We start from the raw sequence: 15159 nt of genomic DNA on the forward strand, positions 1-15159 counted from the left end.
CGCCGTGTCTGCTGACACGGCATAACGCTGGCAGGAACCGCATGCGTATACCTCGCATTTATCATCCCGAATCTCTCGAAGTTAACAGTGACGTCTTCCTCGATGAGGATGCCGCTAACCATGTTGGACGCGTGCTGCGCATGACGGCCGGTCAGCAAATTGAGCTGTTTGATGGCAGTAATCTGACTTTTAGCGCCGAAATCACCCAGGCTGATAAAAAGCGTGTAAAAGTAAGGGTCCTTGCCAGTCAGGCTGATGACCGTGAATCCCCGCTGCATTTACACCTCGGCCAGGTAATGTCGCGCGGTGAAAAAATGGAATTCACTATCCAGAAATCGATCGAACTTGGCGTGAATGTGATTACGCCCTTGTTTTCTGAACGCTGCGGCGTAAAGCTGGATGCCGAGCGACTGGCGAAAAAGATTCAGCAATGGCAGAAAATCGCGATCGCCGCCTGTGAACAGTGCGGCCGTAATCGTGTGCCGGAAATTCGCGAACCGATGACGTTACAAGCCTGGTGCGCGGAAGCCGAAGACGGTTTGAAGCTCAATTTGCATCCGCGCGCCAGCCACAGCATCAACACATTGCCGCAGCCGGTTGAGCGTCTGCGCCTGCTGATTGGCCCGGAAGGTGGCTTAACCGCCGATGAAATTGCCATGACTGCGCAGCAGGGTTTTACCGATATTCTGCTTGGACCACGCGTGTTGCGCACCGAAACCACCGCACTCACCGCCATTACGGCACTTCAGGTGAGGTTTGGTGACCTCGGTTAAGCGATACTTTCGGGTTCGAACGTAACTTCACAGCACAACGCTTTCGGGGTAGTTGCTTCCCCATTTAGGAGAGAATAATGATTAAGCTTGGCATCGTTATGGACCCCATTTCGTCCATCAACATTAAAAAAGACACCAGCTTCGCCATGTTGCTGGAAGCGCAGCGCCGTGGTTACGAAATTCATTACATGGAGATGAGCGATCTCTCCCTGCGCGGTGGCGTGAGCTATGCGCGCACCCGTCTGCTGAGCGTTGAGCAGAACTACGACAACTGGTACACGTTTGGCAGCGAGCAGAATATCCCGCTGGCCGATCTTAACGTGGTGCTGATGCGTAAAGATCCGCCGTTCGACACCGAATTTATCTACGCCACTTACCTGCTGGAACGTGCAGAGGAGCAAGGCACGCTGATCGTTAACAAACCGCAGAGCCTGCGCGACTGCAACGAGAAGCTCTATACCGCGTGGTTCGCCGACCTGACGCCTGATACGCTGGTCACACGCAATAAAGAGCAGCTGCGCGCCTTCTGGCAGGAACATGGCGACGTGATCCTGAAGCCGCTGGACGGCATGGGCGGCGCATCGATCTTCCGCGTGAAGCAGGACGATCCCAACTTCGGCGTGATCACTGAAACTCTAACCAATCACGGCCAGACCTTCTGCATGGCGCAGAACTATCTGCCAGCGATTAAAGATGGCGACAAACGTGTATTGGTGGTGGATGGCGAACCGGTGCCGTACTGCCTGGCGCGTATTCCGCAAGGCGGCGAAACGCGCGGCAACCTGGCGGCCGGTGGCCGTGGTGAAGCGCGTCCGCTGAGCGACAGCGACTGGGAAATTGCGCGTCGCGTCGGCCCAACGCTGAAAGCTAAAGGGCTGATTTTTGTCGGCCTGGATATCATCGGTGATAAACTGACTGAAGTTAACGTGACCAGCCCAACCTGCGTATGTGAAATCGAGGCCGCGTTCCCGATATCGATCACTGGCATGCTGATGGATGCCATTGAGAAACGCCTGGGCTGATGCCGTCGGAGTCTCCACTCCGTGAACACCCAAAACCGGCGCTGCCGCGGCTGCGCCGGTTATTTTTGGTATACGAGTGATAATGAATTTACAGCATCATTTTTTAATTGCGATGCCGTCGCTGCAGGACCCACTGTTCAAACGCTCGGTAGTTTATATCTGCGAGCACAATGAAGATGGCGCCATGGGTTTGATCGTCAATAAGCCGATGGATAACCTGACGGTCGAAGGCATTCTGAAAAAGCTAAAAATTAGCGCATCCGAACGCGATCCTGCCATTAAACTGGACAAGCCGGTGTTTGCCGGTGGTCCGCTGGCGGAAGATCGTGGTTTCATCCTGCACTCGGCGCAGCACATTTACTCCTCGAGCATTCGTATCTCAGACACCACGGTGATCACCACCTCGCGTGATGTGCTGGAAGCGATCGGTACCACTTCACAGCCCGATAACGTGCTGGTGGCGCTGGGATATTGCGCCTGGGAGAAAGGTCAGCTTGAAGATGAGCTGCTGGAGAATGCCTGGCTCACCTCACCGGCTAACACCAATATTCTGTTCCAGACGCCCATCGCTGAGCGCTGGCGTGAAGCGGCACGCGGTTTAGGTGTCGATATTCACAATATCGCCACCGATGCAGGACACGCCTGATGGCCAGTGAAACCTTACTGGGCTTCGATTTCGGCACCAAAAGCATCGGCGTTGCGGTGGGTCAGCAGCTAACGGGCACCGCCCGTGCGCTGACGGCGCTAAAAGCGCAGGATGGCACGCCGGACTGGAAGCTGATCGAAAAGCTGCTGAAAGAGTGGCAGCCCGATTATGTGGTAGTGGGTTTGCCGCTGAATATGGATGGCACCGAACAGGAGCTCACCGCGCGCGCGCGTAAGTTCGCCAATCGCCTGCATGGCCGTTTTGGTGTACGCGTCGAGATGCAGGACGAGCGTCTGAGCACCGTTGAAGCGCGTGCCGACCTGTTTGAACGCGGCGGTTTCCGTGCGTTGCAGAAAGGCCAGGTCGATTCCCAATCTGCAGTGATCATCCTCGAAGATTGGTTTGATACGCATTAAAGCCCGCATTTTCGTAGGGTCGCCATTCATGGCGACCAATATAACAACATGTTAAATCATCCCCGCCAACTGCCGCGCCTGCTCGCTCTGCGCAAATGTCTGCATGCCCGCCTGCGCACCGGTTTGCAACACGCCGGGCAACTGATGCATCTTGCCTTCGCGAATCAGGTTCGCCACCGCCGGCGTCGCCACCAACACTTCAAACAAACCCACACGCCCGCCCGCTTTCGCCGGCACTAAACGTTGCGCCAGCACCGCTTTCAGGCTGCCCGCTAATTGGGTACGCACCAGGTTTTTCTCCTCGGCGGGAAACACATCCACCAGCCGATCGACCGCCTGGGTTGCGCCGCGCGTATGGAGCGTAGCCAGCACCAGATGCCCGGTTTCTGCCGCAGTGAGCGCCAAACGGATCGTGTCACTGTCGCGCAATTCTCCGAGCAGAATCACATCAGGATCTTCACGCAGCGCAGCTTTCAGCCCGTGTTGAAACGACGCGCAGTGCGCGCCGACCTCGCGCTGCTGAATCAGCGAGCGCTGGCTGTGATGCACGAACTCAATCGGATCTTCGATCGTCAGGATATGCCGCGCCTGCTGGCGGTTCAGGCAATCCACCATCGCCGCCAGCGTGGTGGATTTACCGCTGCCGGTGGCGCCAGTAATTAAAATTAGCCCCTCTTCCAGCTGTAACAGCTGGTTCACCACCTCCGGCAAATGCAGGCTGCTGAGATCGGGCACCTGGCTGGCAATCAGCCGCAGCGCCAGCGATAAACCGTGACGCTGCATAAACAGATTGGCGCGCAGTCGAATGCCGCTGGCAAGCGTGATGGCAAAGTCAACGTGGCCGTCCTCCTCCAGCTCGGCCTGTTGCGGTGGCGTCAGCCACTGCTGCATAAAGGCTTCCAGCCAGCCGCCATCCAGCGCGCTCTGCTGCGGAATCGGCTCCAGCACACCTTGTCGCCGCCAGTGCGGCAAATGTCCGCTGCAAAGGTGCAGATCGGCGGCGTTATGCTTTACACTAAGGGCCACAATTTCATCCAACTCCATTTAACTTCTCCTGACTATGACTTCCATTGAGCACAACTTACAGCAAGTGCGTGAGCGTATCGCCGCTGCCGCCGCACGTTGCGGCCGCGCGCCAGAAGAAATTACGCTGCTTGCAGTGAGCAAAACCAAACCTGCGAGCGCGGTCGCAGAAGCCATTGCCGCTGGACAACAAGCGTTCGGTGAAAATTACGTGCAGGAAGGGGTTGAAAAAGTGGCTGAGCTGGCCGCACATCCTGATTTGCAATGGCACTTTATCGGCCCGCTGCAATCCAATAAAAGCCGTCTGGTGGCGGAAAACTTCGCCTGGTGCCACACCGTTGACCGCCAGCGCATCGCGCAGCGCCTGAACGATCAGCGCCCGGCGTCGTTGCCGCCGCTCAACGTGTTAATTCAGGTAAATATCAGTGACGAGAACAGCAAATCTGGCATCATGCTGGAGGCGTTGCCGGAGCTGGCGCAGCAGATCGCCACATTACCGCAGCTGCGCTTGCGCGGGCTGATGGCGATTCCGGCGCCGGAGTCAGACTACGCGCGGCAACTGGCGGTGTGTCAGCAGATGGCCGCCGCGTTTCATGCCTTAAAACAGGATTATCCTGACGTCGATACGCTTTCTCTGGGAATGAGCGACGATATGGATGCGGCTATCGCCGCGGGCAGCACCATGGTGCGTATTGGCACCGCCGTTTTTGGCGCGCGGGATTATGCGCGACCTTCACAACAATAATTGAGGAACCTCATGTTAACACTGACGTTTTTAGTCAAAACGCTGATCGATTTGTACGTGATGGTGCTGCTGCTGCGCATCTGGATGCAGTGGTCGCGCTGTGACTTCTACAATCCGCTGGCGCAGTTTGTCGTGAAGATCACCCAACCGATTATCAAGCCGCTGCGCCGCGTGATTCCGGCAATTGGGCCGATTGATACCGCATCGCTGCTGCTGGCCTTTGTGCTGACGACGCTGAAATATCCGATCCTGCTGCTGATTCAGGTTGGCGTGTTCTCGGTTGATCCCACCAACCTGCTGGTTGGCCTGTTGTCGCTGGTGAAATCCGCCGGTTATCTGGTGTTCTGGGTGATCATCATTCGTTCGCTGATGAGCTGGATCAGCCAGGGTCGCGGCCCGGTGGATCAGGTTTTGATGCAGCTGACTGAACCGCTGATGTCGCCAATTCGCCGTATTCTGCCGGCGATGGGCGGTATCGATTTCTCTGCCATGATTGTGATTCTGGTGCTGTACGCGCTGAATTTCCTCGGCATGGACCTGTTCCCAGGTCTTTGGTATTTGCTGTAATTCGTCTATCTGGAACTGTTATGCAAAAAGTTGTTCTCGCGACCGGTAATCCGGGCAAAGTTCGTGAACTGGCCGATCTGTTAGCGGCCTTCGGGCTTGATATCGTGGCGCAAACCGAACTCGGCGTTGAGTCGGCGGAAGAAACCGGCCTGACCTTTATCGAAAACGCCATTCTGAAAGCGCGCCATGCGGCGGAGATCACCGGCTTACCGGCGATTGCCGACGATTCCGGTCTGGCGGTCGATGCGCTGGGCGGCGCGCCGGGGATTTACTCCGCGCGCTATGCGGGCGTTGATGCCAGCGATCAGCAAAATCTGGATAAGCTGCTACTAGCATTGGAAAAGGTGCCGGATGGCGAACGTCAGGCGCAATTCCACTGCGTGCTGGTTTACGTGCGTCACGCCGCCGATCCAACGCCGCTGGTGTTCCACGGTAGCTGGGCCGGTGAAATTACCCGTGCGGCAGCGGGCGTTGGCGGTTTCGGTTACGATCCCATCTTCTATGTCCCTGAATCAGGTAAAACGGCGGCAGAGCTGAGTAAAGACGAAAAGCGCGCCGTCTCTCACCGTGGTAAAGCATTGACGCTGCTGCTGGAAGCGATGCGCAATGCCTGATTTTTTACCTGAGTTGCCGCCTTTAAGCCTGTACATCCACATTCCGTGGTGTGTGCAAAAGTGTCCGTACTGTGATTTCAACTCTCACGCGTTAAAAGGCGAGGTGCCGCACATTGAGTATGTGCAGCACCTGCTTAACGATCTCGAACAGGATTTGCCGCTGACCGGCGGGCGTGAAGTGCGCACTATTTTCATCGGCGGCGGTACGCCAAGCCTGCTAAGCAGTAATGCGATGCAGATGCTGATGGACGGCGTGCGTGCGCGTTTACCGCTGGCGGCCGAGGCGGAAATCACCATGGAAGCCAATCCAGGCACCGTGGAAGCCGATCGCTTTAGCGCCTACCAGAGAGCCGGTATTAACCGTATTTCGATTGGCGTGCAGAGTTTCAGTCCGCAGAAGCTGGAGCGCCTTGGCCGTATTCACGGGCCGGAAGAAGCGGTGCGCGCGGCACAGCTGGCGGAAGGTTTAAGTCTGCGCAGCTTTAACCTTGACCTGATGCACGGCTTGCCGGATCAGTCGCTGGAAGAAGCGCTGGATGATTTACGCCAGGCGATTGCGCTCAATCCACCACATCTGTCGTGGTATCAGCTGACGATTGAGCCGAATACCTTATTCGGTTCGCGTCCGCCCAAACTGCCGGATGACGATGCGCTGTGGGATATCTTTGAGCAAGGCCATCAACTACTGAGCGCTGCGGGTTATCAGCAGTATGAAACCTCGGCGTATGCCAAACCGGGTTATCGCTGCGAGCACAATCTCAACTATTGGCGTTTCGGTGATTACCTCGGCATTGGCTGTGGCGCGCACGGCAAGCTGACGCAGGCCGATGGTCGCATTGTGCGTACGGTGAAAACCCGTCATCCGCGCGGCTTTATGAAAGGCACCTATCTCGATAAGCAGCACGACGTCGCCGAGAACGACAAACCGTTCGAATTCTTTATGAACCGTTTCCGCCTGCTGGAAGCGGCACCGCGCGCCGATTTCCGTCGCTATACCGGCATGGATGAGCAGGTGATTCGCCCGCAAATTGATGCGGCGATAAGTGCGGGATACGTGGTGGAAACCACTGAGAACTGGCAAATTACAGAGAAAGGGAAACTGTTCCTGAACTCGCTGCTGGAGCTGTTCTTAAGCGAAGATGAGTGAGTAAAAAAGGCCGGGAAACCGGCCTTTTAGTTTTTTAACCTTTAACGCCCTGCATCAAGCCTTTACGCTGATCTTCCAGCACGGTAACGCGGTTACACACTTCGTGGCCGAAGTTCTGGAAATCCTGTTCCTGCTTATTCCATTCCGCCTGCACCGACTGCTGTAGGCCGCCAAGGTTTCCCATGATCGCCTGCAGTGGATTGCTGCCATTTGCCGCCTGGCTGCTGCCCATTTCGTTGAGGCTATCCTGCATGATGCCGCCGAGCGTGCTCTGCACCAGCTTCTCGCCTTCCGCGCGCACCTGATCGATGGCCTGATGATGGAAGGTCAAACCGTCTGGACGATGCTCGATAATGCGGTTCATTTGTTGCTTAAGCTGACCATCCAGCTTGGTGAGGCGATTACGTACGTTGCTGTTCTCGCCGAGCTTCTCGACAATCACTTTATCCAGCGCCACGCGGCTGCGCTCCAGACGCGAGGTCGCGCCGCTATCGATCCACGGCAAATCGCGACGCAGCGCGTTTTGATAATCGATGGCTTTCTGGCGCGCGGCGTTATCCACGTTGATCTTCTGACCATTGAACTGCACATCGCCCTGCGGAGTGATTTCGAGGTTGCCGTTGGTTCCCACCACCTGCACGCTCTGCGGTTTAATGATCACATCATCCTGTGGCTTGACGCTGCACTCGTATGCAGCCTGAGCCTGAGTTGCCGCCAGCAGCAGCGCGGCGATAAGTGCCTTACGAACCATGAAATCTCCCATAAACGAAAAACCGCCGATGCCTTGCCTTTCGTACAGGTCAGGCGTCGGCGGCGCAGCGATTTTGGTGGCGGGAAGCCGCAAGCATCCGGAGCGTACATTAGTACGTGAGGAATGCGCGCACTGCCCGGTGCCAAAATAGCAAGTGAGCTAGCCTGAAGCGATTACTCAGAAGAGCAGTATATTAGTCCCACCAAACGTCGAAGAGTTCAGTCACCTGCACATCGGTCAGGTTGTGGGCTTCCAGCCACTTACGCACCAGCTCGCGGTGCTCATCAGTGCATTTGCCGGTTTCCTGCAAGCACACCAAACCTTCCCACACCAGATAACCGCTGCCGTCATACGCCAGACCATTCGGCGCGATCACTTCATTAATGAACTGATCAACAGTGGCGTCGATTTGCTCCTCGGTGGTGCCTTCGGCAAAACGCCAGGCGACGGAGAAACCTAATTCCTGAAACTCATCAATATGCAGTTTTTTACGCAAACGACGGCTACGCTGTACGGCCATTATTTCACCCTCTCAAACATCAGATCCCACACGCCATGGCCCAGTCGCTGCCCGCGCTGCTCAAACTTGGTTAACGGACGCGTTTCTGGACGCGGCACGTAATTGTTACTTTCCGACTGATTTTTATATCCGTCGATGCTGCTCATCACTTCCAACATATGTTCGGCGTAGGCTTCCCAATCGGTCGCCATATGGAACACGCCGCCCAGCTTCAATTTGCGCATCACCAGCTCAGCAAACGGCACCTGTACGATGCGGCGTTTGTTATGGCGCGCTTTGTGCCACGGATCCGGGAAGAACAGCTGCACCATACGCAGCGAGTTATCCGGAATCATCTTCTGCAGCACTTCCACCGCGTCGTGACACATCACGCGCAGGTTTTCCACGCCCGCTTCCTTCGCCGATGCCAGGCAAGCACCCACGCCCGGCGCATGCACTTCCAGGCCGAGGAAGTTCTGATGCGGATTATTCTGCGCCATGGTCACCAGCGAGGCGCCCATGCCGAAACCGATCTCCAGCACCACCGGCGCGTCTCGGCCAAACAGCGTCACCAGATCCAGCGGCTCCTGCTGGAACTCCACGCCCATCTCCGGCCATAAATTATCGAGCGCGAGCTGCTGTCCTTTCGTTAAGCGCCCCTGACGGCGCACAAAACTGCGGATACGGCGTAATGGCCGCCCGTTCTCATCAAATTCTGGGGTGATGACGTCATTAATCATGTTGAAGCCTGCTGGTTAGCCTGTTCTGGGAAACGGGCATTATGCAAAGTTAGGAAGCAGAAGCAAGCCTTTGCAATGTTCCGGTTTACACCCTGAGGTCTCTGTGCTGGAATTCCTGCCTGATTGTAGAGTAAACACGGAAAATTTCCTTCTTATGATGCAAGCGCCGACGTTCGCGCAACAAGTGCTGGATTGGTATCAGCGCTTTGGTCGCAAAACCCTGCCGTGGCAGCAGGAGAAAACGCCGTACAAGGTATGGCTCTCTGAAGTGATGCTGCAGCAAACCCAGGTTGCTACCGTCATTCCCTATTTTGAACGCTTTATGGCGCGCTTCCCAACGGTGGCCGATCTGGCGGCTGCGCCGCTGGATGAAGTGCTGCATCTGTGGACCGGTCTCGGCTATTACGCGCGTGCGCGTAATCTGCACAAAGCCGCGAAACAGGTGGTGGAGATGCACGGCGGCGAGTTCCCGCGAAACTTTGACGATGTTGCGGCGCTGCCGGGCATTGGTCGTTCGACTGCGGGCGCGGTGTTGTCGCTGTCGCTGGGTCTGCACTTCCCGATTCTGGATGGCAACGTAAAACGCGTGCTGGCGCGCTGCTACGCGGTGGGCGGCTGGCCGGGTAAAAAGGACGTTGAAAAACGGCTGTGGCAGATCAGCGAAGAGGTCACGCCAGCGGCAGGCGTCAGCCAGTTCAATCAGGCGATGATGGACCTTGGCGCGTTAGTATGTACTCGCTCACGCCCTAAATGCGAAATCTGCCCGCTCAATAGCGGATGCGTTGCTTATGCCAACAGCAGCTGGGCTGAATATCCCGGCAAGAAACCTAAGCAGACTTTGCCAGAACGCAGTGGCTGGATGTTGATGATGCAGGATGGTGATGATGTGTGGTTAGAGCAGCGTCCGCCGGTTGGCCTGTGGGGCGGATTGTTCTGCTTTCCGCAGTTTACAACTGAGCAAGCGCTAACTGACTGGCTAACCGAGCGCGGCATTCATGCCAAACCGCAGCAGCTCACCGCATTCCGCCACACCTTCAGCCATTTCCACTTAGACATTGTGCCTATGTGGCTCGCATGGCCTTCCGCTGGGTCGCTGATGGATGAAGCGGGCGGTCTCTGGTATAACTTAGCGCAACCACCGTCAGTGGGTTTGGCGGCGCCGGTTGAGCGCTTGCTGCATGAAATGCGCCATCCCCAGCAGCTTACGCGTCGAGCAGACGCGACCGAAGAGGAAGAGTAATGAGCCGCACCATTTTTTGTACTTATCTGCAACGCGACGCTGAGGGTCAGGACTTTCAGCTCTATCCTGGCGAGCTGGGTAAGCGCATCTTTAATGAGATCTCCAAAGAAGCCTGGCAGCAGTGGATGTCCAAGCAAACCATGCTGATCAATGAGAAGAAATTGAGCATGATGAACCCGGAAGATCGCAAAGTGCTGGAGAAGGAGATGATCAATTTCCTGTTCGAAGGCAAAGATGTGCACATTGAAGGTTACACCCCGCCAGAAAAATAACCGTTCAGGGCTTCCCTTTGAGGCCCTCTTTTTCGATTCAGGCACGCATTAACAATGAATAAAAAACTGATAGCGCTCTTGGTGATTGCACCACTTTTGGTCTCCTGCTCCGGACAAAAAAAATCGCAGTACCATGAAGAGTGGGTCAAGGACACCAACGGTTTTGATATTTTGATGGGTCAGTTTGCCCACAATATTGAAAACATTTGGGGAATCAATGAAGTTCTGATCGCCGGACCGAAAGATTACGTCAAATATAGCGACGGCTATTACACCCGCAGTCACATCAATTTTGACAGCGGTAGCATCACCATTGAGACCATTTCCGGCACCGATCCGATGGCCAGCCTGCGTCAGGCGATCATCACCACGCTGTTGATTGGCGAAGATCCGGGCAATGTCGATCTCTACTCCGATGCCAACGATATTCAAATCAGTAAAGAGCCGCTGCTGTACGGCCAGGTGCTGGATAATACCGGCCAGCCGATTCGCTGGCAGGGCCGCGCCGGTAGCTTTGCTGATTACCTGATTCAAAACAAACTGCAGAAACGCACCTCCGGATTGCACGTCATCTGGTCGGTTACCATTCCGATGGTGCCCAACCACCTCGACAAGCGTGCGCACAAATATCTGCCGATGGTGCGTAAAGCCGCTGAGCAATATGGCGTCGATGCGTCACTGATTCTGGCTATTATGCAGATTGAATCGAGCTTCAACCCGTATGCGGTGAGCCATGCTGATGCGCTGGGACTGATGCAGGTGGTGCAGCATACCGCCGGTGTCGATGTGTTCCGCATGAAGGGCAAAGGCGGCAAACCAAGCCGCAGCTATCTGCTTGATCCTGAGAATAATATTGATGCGGGCACCGCGTATTTATCGCTGCTGCAGAGAAGTTATTTAGGTGGGATTCAGGATCCGACATCACGGCGTTATGCGGTGATTACGGCCTACAACGGCGGTGCGGGCAGCGTGCTGCGCGTGTTCTCCAGCGATAAGGATCGCGCGTTCTCGTCGATAAATAGTATGTCGCCGACGGAAGTTTACCAGACGCTGACCACCAACCATCCATCGGCGGAATCGCGTCGTTATCTGTATAAAGTGAGCCAGGCGCAGCGCAGTTATCGTCGGTTTTAAGCTGGTGCGGTTTGCCCCTCATCCCAACCTTCTCCCGCCTGCGGGAGAAGGAGCTAAAAATTCCCTCTCCCGCTAGCGGGAGAGGGTTAGGGTGAGGGCAATCAGCTCACCATCATATTCGCCACTAGACACAAACGCCCGCTCTCATCTTCTTCGGTGTAAACCCCTTGCAGCTCAGGCGAGAAGCCCGGCAGCAGGTTGATGCCCTCTTCCAGCGCAAGGAAATAGCGCTGCACCGCGCCGCCCCACACTTCGCCAGGTACTACGCACAACACGCCCGGCGGATACGGTAACGCACCTTCGGCCGCAATGCGCCCTTCGGCTTTGGCAATCGGCACCAGCTCCACTTCGCCACGAATGTAGGCCTGATGCGCATCCTGCGGATTCACTTTCACCGGCGGGAAGCAGGCTGAACGGAACATCGCTTTCTGCAGATCCTTAACGTCGAAACTGACGTAGAGATCGTGCATCTCCTGACACAAGCGGCGCAGCGTGTAACCTTTGTAGCGCTCGATATTCTTGCGATACACGCTCGGCAGCACTTCCGCCAGCAGCGCATCCTCGCGTACGTGCTGCTCAAACTGCACCAGCATCGCCACCAAATGCGCCATCTTCTCCGGCGTTTCCGCTGGCGTCAGCAGGAACAGAATCGAGTTGAGGTCGCACTTCTCCGGCACGATGCCGTTCTCGCGCAGATAGTTGGCCAGAATAGTCGCGGGAATCCCGAAGCTGGTGTACTCACCGCTGGCGGCATCGATGCCCGGCGTGGTAAGCAGCAGCTTGCACGGATCAACCAGATACTGTTGTTGCGCGTAACCTTCAAAGCCGTGCCACTTCGCGCCCGGTTCCAGGCTGAAGTAAGCGGGATCGGCGGCGATGGCTTCCGTTTCCGCCGCTTGCCACAGTTTGCCGTGGACCTTCTCCGGCAGGAACGGCTGGATCATCTCACAACGTTCCAGAATCGCTTTGCGCGCATCAATGCCGATAGTGACGCACTCGTGCCACATGCTGCGTCCCGCTTCGCCTTTGTGCATGCGGGCGTTGATATCCAGCGCAGCAAACAGCGGATAGAACGGGCTGGTTGAGGCGTGCAGCATAAACGCATTGTTAAGACGCTTGTGCGGACAGAAACGCTTCTGCCCACGGATGTGATTGTCTTTCTTGTGAATTTGCGACGTCTGCGAGAAACCGGCCAGCTGCTTGTGCACCGATTGCGTCACAAAGATGCCCGGATCGTTCTCGTTCAACTCGAGCGTCAGCGGCGAACAGCCGGCCATCAGCGGAATAAACTGCTCGTAGCCAACCCACGCCGAATCGAACAGGATGTAATCGCACAGATGACCGATGCGATCGACCACCTGACGCGCGTTGTACACCGTGCCGTCGTAGGTGCCGAGCTGAATAATCGCCAGGCGGAAAGGTCGCTGATCGTTGGCACGATCGGGTGCCACTTTGGCGATTTCTTCACGCAGATAAGCATCGTCAAAACAGTGCGCATCAATGCCGCCGATAAAGCCAAACGGATTGCGCGCCGCTTCCAGATAGACCGGCGTCGCGCCCGCCTGAATCAGCGCGCCATGATGGTTGGACTTGTGGTTGTTACGGTCAAACAGCACCAGATCGCCGCGCGTTAGCAGCGCGTTGGTCACCACTTTGTTGGCGCTGGAGGTGCCGTTAAGCACGAAGTAGGTTTTATCGGCGTTAAACACTTTCGCCGCGAACTTCTGCGCGTCTTTGGCTGAGCCTTCGTGGATCAGCAGATCGCCGAGCTTAACGTCGGCGTTGCACATATCAGAACGGAAAACGTTCTCGCCGTAGAACTCATAAAACTGACGTCCCGCCGGATGTTTGCGGAAGAAAGCGCCGCCCTGATGTCCCGGACAAGCAAACGTGCTGTTCTGCATATCGACGTAGCGCGTGAGCGTGTCGAAGAACGGTGGCAGCAACTCGGCTTCATAGGCCTGCGCGGCGTCTTCCAGCGCGTCCCACTCTTCTGGCGCACCGTTAATTTCACCGGTGACGCCGGGCAGCTTCAGCACTTCTTCATCGAACGCATTGGCGACAAACACCGGCAGATTAAAGCCGATTTTGCGTAACAGCGTCAGCACGCCACTGCGCGTGTCCGACAAGGTGATCACGACCGCAGCGACATCGGTAAAGTCGGTATTGTCCAGCGTCACCACGTCGCGCGCAGTGTTCAGACTAAGGGTTGGCGCTACAGCAACGCTGGCAGCAATTTTCAATGGGTTCATAACACAAATCCCTGAGAGAGGATGAGTGGGTGCCGATGGCACAGCAATGAGGAGGTTTCCTCGGCGAAGTAAATCTGGGAGTTGATCACTAACTGGGGCGCAATCATGTCATCTTTTTTTTGCGGGAACAACCGCTGCGCGGCCCCTCACCCCAGCCCTCTCCCGCAAGCGGGCGAGGGAGCCGATTGAGCCGTTCTTAACATTCCCTCTCCCTCTCGTGGGAGAGGGTTAGGGTGAGGGCAAAAAAGGAGTACTATTACCCCACTTTCCTCAACCAGCCGGAGGCTGCATGTTCAAGGCATTGGTCATTGAAAATGATGAACAGGGATACCGCACATCCCTGAAAGATCTGTCAGAAAAACAACTGCCCGATCAGGATGTCACCCTCGAAGTAAGCTACTCCACGCTCAACTACAAAGACGCACTCGCCATCTGCAACAAAGGCCCGATTGTGCGGCAATTCCCGATGGTGCCGGGCATCGATTTTGTTGGCCGGGTGATCAGCAGCCGCCATGCCGAATGGCAGCAAGACGATGTGGCGCTGCTCACCGGCTGGGGCGTAGGCGAAAAACACTGGGGCGGACTGGCGCAGAAAGCCAGCGTTTCGGGCGACTGGCTGGTGAAAGTGCCGGCCGCACTTAGCCCGCTACAAACCATGGCGATTGGCACCGCTGGTTTAACCGCCATGCTGTGCGTACTGGCGCTGGAAAAACAGGGCATCACGCCGCAGCACGGCCCGGTTTTAGTCACCGGCGCGAGTGGCGGCGTGGGCAGTTTCAGCGTCAGCTTACTGGCGCGTCTCGGCTATGAGGTTATTGCGTCCAGCGGTCGCGCCAGCGATAGCGATTACCTGATCAACACGCTTGGCGCTACATCGATCATCGATCGCGCAGAGCTGAGCGAGCCGGGCAAACCGCTGGCGAAAGAGCGCTGGGCGGCGGCGATTGATAGCGTTGGCAGCCACACGCTGGCCAATGTGTTAGCGGGCATCAAGCGCGATGGCGTGGTGGCGGCATGCGGCATGGCGCAAGGTTTGGATCTGCCGACCAGCGTCGCGCCGTTCATTCTGCGCGGCGTGGTGCTGGCGGGCGTGGATAGCGTGATGTGCGCCAAACCGCTGCGTCAGCAGGCGTGGCAGCGCCTGGCGGAACTGGTGGATGGCGACCTGCTACAGCAGTTAACCAAAGTGATTCCGCTGAGCGAAGCGCGTGAAGGTGCCGAGCAGCTGCTGGCCGGTAAAGTACGCGGCAGATTGATCGTCGATTGCCGCTGAGTAGGGCCGCCATTCATGGCGACCTTATACACATCAATCACGGCC

The 15159-nt window shown here is 56.5% G+C and carries 17 protein-coding genes; 12 read left to right on the forward strand and 5 right to left on the reverse strand.

What is annotated here, in order from left to right:
- Window positions 1-41: 41 nt before the first annotated feature.
- From rsmE to ruvX, 4 genes are all read left to right on the forward strand, one after another.
- A complete protein-coding gene (gene rsmE / locus NQH49_RS15745; RefSeq protein WP_256697330.1) occupies window positions 42-773 on the forward strand; it encodes a 16S rRNA (uracil(1498)-N(3))-methyltransferase in 732 nt (243 codons plus the stop codon).
- Window positions 774-850: 77 nt separating this feature from the next.
- On the forward strand, window positions 851-1795 hold the full coding sequence (gshB, locus tag NQH49_RS15750) for a glutathione synthase (RefSeq protein WP_256697331.1): 945 nt from the start codon (window positions 851-853) through the stop codon (window positions 1793-1795).
- Between the two features lie 82 nt (window positions 1796-1877).
- Window positions 1878-2441, forward strand: coding sequence for a YqgE/AlgH family protein (locus tag NQH49_RS15755; protein WP_256697332.1), 564 nt, complete (start codon window positions 1878-1880; stop codon window positions 2439-2441).
- Window positions 2441-2857, forward strand: a complete 417-nt coding sequence (gene ruvX / locus NQH49_RS15760) for a Holliday junction resolvase RuvX (protein ID WP_256697333.1) — start codon at window positions 2441-2443, stop codon at window positions 2855-2857. Before NQH49_RS15755 ends, ruvX begins: the two co-directional genes overlap by 1 nt.
- Before the next feature lie 51 nt (window positions 2858-2908).
- Here the strand turns inward: ruvX and NQH49_RS15765 are convergent, their stop codons facing one another.
- On the reverse strand, window positions 2909-3901 hold the full coding sequence (locus tag NQH49_RS15765) for a type IV pilus twitching motility protein PilT (RefSeq protein WP_256697334.1): 993 nt from the start codon (window positions 3899-3901) through the stop codon (window positions 2909-2911).
- Window positions 3902-3917: 16 nt separating this feature from the next.
- Between NQH49_RS15765 and NQH49_RS15770 the strand changes: the two genes are divergently transcribed.
- From NQH49_RS15770 to hemW, 4 genes are read left to right on the forward strand one after another with little or no spacing between them, the layout of a single operon-like run.
- Window positions 3918-4625 (forward strand): YggS family pyridoxal phosphate-dependent enzyme, encoded by a 708-nt coding sequence (locus NQH49_RS15770; protein ID WP_256697335.1) that lies wholly within the window; start codon window positions 3918-3920, stop codon window positions 4623-4625.
- A 12-nt stretch (window positions 4626-4637) separates the two neighbouring features.
- Window positions 4638-5192 carry a YggT family protein gene (locus NQH49_RS15775; protein WP_008107240.1) on the forward strand — a complete coding sequence of 185 codons (555 nt, stop codon included), beginning with the start codon at window positions 4638-4640 and terminating at the stop codon, window positions 5190-5192.
- A gap of 20 nt (window positions 5193-5212) precedes the next feature.
- Window positions 5213-5806 (forward strand): XTP/dITP diphosphatase, encoded by a 594-nt coding sequence (locus tag NQH49_RS15780; protein WP_256697336.1) that lies wholly within the window; start codon window positions 5213-5215, stop codon window positions 5804-5806.
- The gene (hemW, locus tag NQH49_RS15785) at window positions 5799-6953 is read left to right on the forward strand and encodes a radical SAM family heme chaperone HemW (RefSeq protein WP_256697338.1); all 1155 of its coding nucleotides are present in this window, start codon (window positions 5799-5801) and stop codon (window positions 6951-6953) included. Before NQH49_RS15780 ends, hemW begins: the two co-directional genes overlap by 8 nt.
- Before the next feature lie 34 nt (window positions 6954-6987).
- Here the strand turns inward: hemW and NQH49_RS15790 are convergent, their stop codons facing one another.
- The 3 genes from NQH49_RS15790 to trmB form a co-directional block, all read right to left on the reverse strand.
- A complete protein-coding gene (locus tag NQH49_RS15790; RefSeq protein WP_256697339.1) occupies window positions 6988-7704 on the reverse strand; it encodes a YggN family protein in 717 nt (238 codons plus the stop codon).
- A gap of 193 nt (window positions 7705-7897) precedes the next feature.
- Entirely contained in the window at window positions 7898-8224 is a 327-nt protein-coding gene (locus tag NQH49_RS15795; protein WP_008107231.1) for a YggL family protein, read from the reverse strand.
- Window positions 8224-8943 carry a tRNA (guanosine(46)-N7)-methyltransferase TrmB gene (gene trmB, locus NQH49_RS15800; protein WP_008107230.1) on the reverse strand — a complete coding sequence of 240 codons (720 nt, stop codon included), beginning with the start codon at window positions 8941-8943 and terminating at the stop codon, window positions 8224-8226. Before trmB ends, NQH49_RS15795 begins: the two co-directional genes overlap by 1 nt.
- A gap of 154 nt (window positions 8944-9097) precedes the next feature.
- Between trmB and mutY the strand changes: the two genes are divergently transcribed.
- Genes mutY through mltC form a run of 3 tightly spaced genes read left to right on the forward strand, consistent with a single transcriptional unit; the run spans window position 9098 to window position 11589 of the window.
- The gene (mutY, locus tag NQH49_RS15805; protein ID WP_256697340.1) at window positions 9098-10183 is read left to right on the forward strand and encodes an A/G-specific adenine glycosylase; all 1086 of its coding nucleotides are present in this window, start codon (window positions 9098-9100) and stop codon (window positions 10181-10183) included.
- Window positions 10183-10455, forward strand: coding sequence for an oxidative damage protection protein (locus tag NQH49_RS15810; RefSeq protein WP_007890330.1), 273 nt, complete (start codon window positions 10183-10185; stop codon window positions 10453-10455). The genes mutY and NQH49_RS15810 overlap by 1 nt, the downstream gene beginning before the upstream one ends.
- A 54-nt stretch (window positions 10456-10509) precedes the next feature.
- On the forward strand, window positions 10510-11589 hold the full coding sequence (mltC, locus tag NQH49_RS15815; protein WP_008107227.1) for a membrane-bound lytic murein transglycosylase MltC: 1080 nt from the start codon (window positions 10510-10512) through the stop codon (window positions 11587-11589).
- A 101-nt stretch (window positions 11590-11690) separates the two neighbouring features.
- Here the strand turns inward: mltC and NQH49_RS15820 are convergent, their stop codons facing one another.
- The gene (locus NQH49_RS15820; protein ID WP_256697342.1) at window positions 11691-13841 is read right to left on the reverse strand and encodes an ornithine decarboxylase; all 2151 of its coding nucleotides are present in this window, start codon (window positions 13839-13841) and stop codon (window positions 11691-11693) included.
- 289 nt (window positions 13842-14130) lie between these two features.
- On the opposite strand from NQH49_RS15820, the gene acuI reads away from it, so the two are divergent.
- Window positions 14131-15114, forward strand: coding sequence for an acrylyl-CoA reductase (NADPH) (acuI, locus tag NQH49_RS15825; RefSeq protein WP_256697343.1), 984 nt, complete (start codon window positions 14131-14133; stop codon window positions 15112-15114).
- Window positions 15115-15159: the final 45 nt, after the last annotated feature.

It is taken from the genome of Pantoea trifolii (assembly GCF_024506435.1).
GTDB lineage: Bacteria > Pseudomonadota > Gammaproteobacteria > Enterobacterales > Enterobacteriaceae > Pantoea > Pantoea trifolii.

Coding starts and splice junctions, on each gene's coding strand:
- rsmE (WP_256697330.1), top strand. CDS start 42: ATGCGTATACCTCGCATTTATCATCCCGAATCTCTCGAAGTTAACAGT.
- NQH49_RS15755 (WP_256697332.1), top strand. CDS start 1,878: ATGAATTTACAGCATCATTTTTTAATTGCGATGCCGTCGCTGCAGGAC.
- NQH49_RS15795 (WP_008107231.1), bottom strand. CDS start 8,224: ATGGCCGTACAGCGTAGCCGTCGTTTGCGTAAAAAACTGCATATTGAT.
- NQH49_RS15770 (WP_256697335.1), top strand. CDS start 3,918: ATGACTTCCATTGAGCACAACTTACAGCAAGTGCGTGAGCGTATCGCC.
- NQH49_RS15775 (WP_008107240.1), top strand. CDS start 4,638: ATGTTAACACTGACGTTTTTAGTCAAAACGCTGATCGATTTGTACGTG.
- NQH49_RS15810 (WP_007890330.1), top strand. CDS start 10,183: ATGAGCCGCACCATTTTTTGTACTTATCTGCAACGCGACGCTGAGGGT.
- NQH49_RS15820 (WP_256697342.1), bottom strand. CDS start 13,841: ATGAACCCATTGAAAATTGCTGCCAGCGTTGCTGTAGCGCCAACCCTT.
- hemW (WP_256697338.1), top strand. CDS start 5,799: ATGCCTGATTTTTTACCTGAGTTGCCGCCTTTAAGCCTGTACATCCAC.
- mltC (WP_008107227.1), top strand. CDS start 10,510: ATGAATAAAAAACTGATAGCGCTCTTGGTGATTGCACCACTTTTGGTC.
- NQH49_RS15790 (WP_256697339.1), bottom strand. CDS start 7,704: ATGGTTCGTAAGGCACTTATCGCCGCGCTGCTGCTGGCGGCAACTCAG.
- ruvX (WP_256697333.1), top strand. CDS start 2,441: ATGGCCAGTGAAACCTTACTGGGCTTCGATTTCGGCACCAAAAGCATC.
- mutY (WP_256697340.1), top strand. CDS start 9,098: ATGATGCAAGCGCCGACGTTCGCGCAACAAGTGCTGGATTGGTATCAG.
- acuI (WP_256697343.1), top strand. CDS start 14,131: ATGTTCAAGGCATTGGTCATTGAAAATGATGAACAGGGATACCGCACA.
- trmB (WP_008107230.1), bottom strand. CDS start 8,943: ATGATTAATGACGTCATCACCCCAGAATTTGATGAGAACGGGCGGCCA.
- NQH49_RS15780 (WP_256697336.1), top strand. CDS start 5,213: ATGCAAAAAGTTGTTCTCGCGACCGGTAATCCGGGCAAAGTTCGTGAA.
- NQH49_RS15765 (WP_256697334.1), bottom strand. CDS start 3,901: ATGGAGTTGGATGAAATTGTGGCCCTTAGTGTAAAGCATAACGCCGCC.
- gshB (WP_256697331.1), top strand. CDS start 851: ATGATTAAGCTTGGCATCGTTATGGACCCCATTTCGTCCATCAACATT.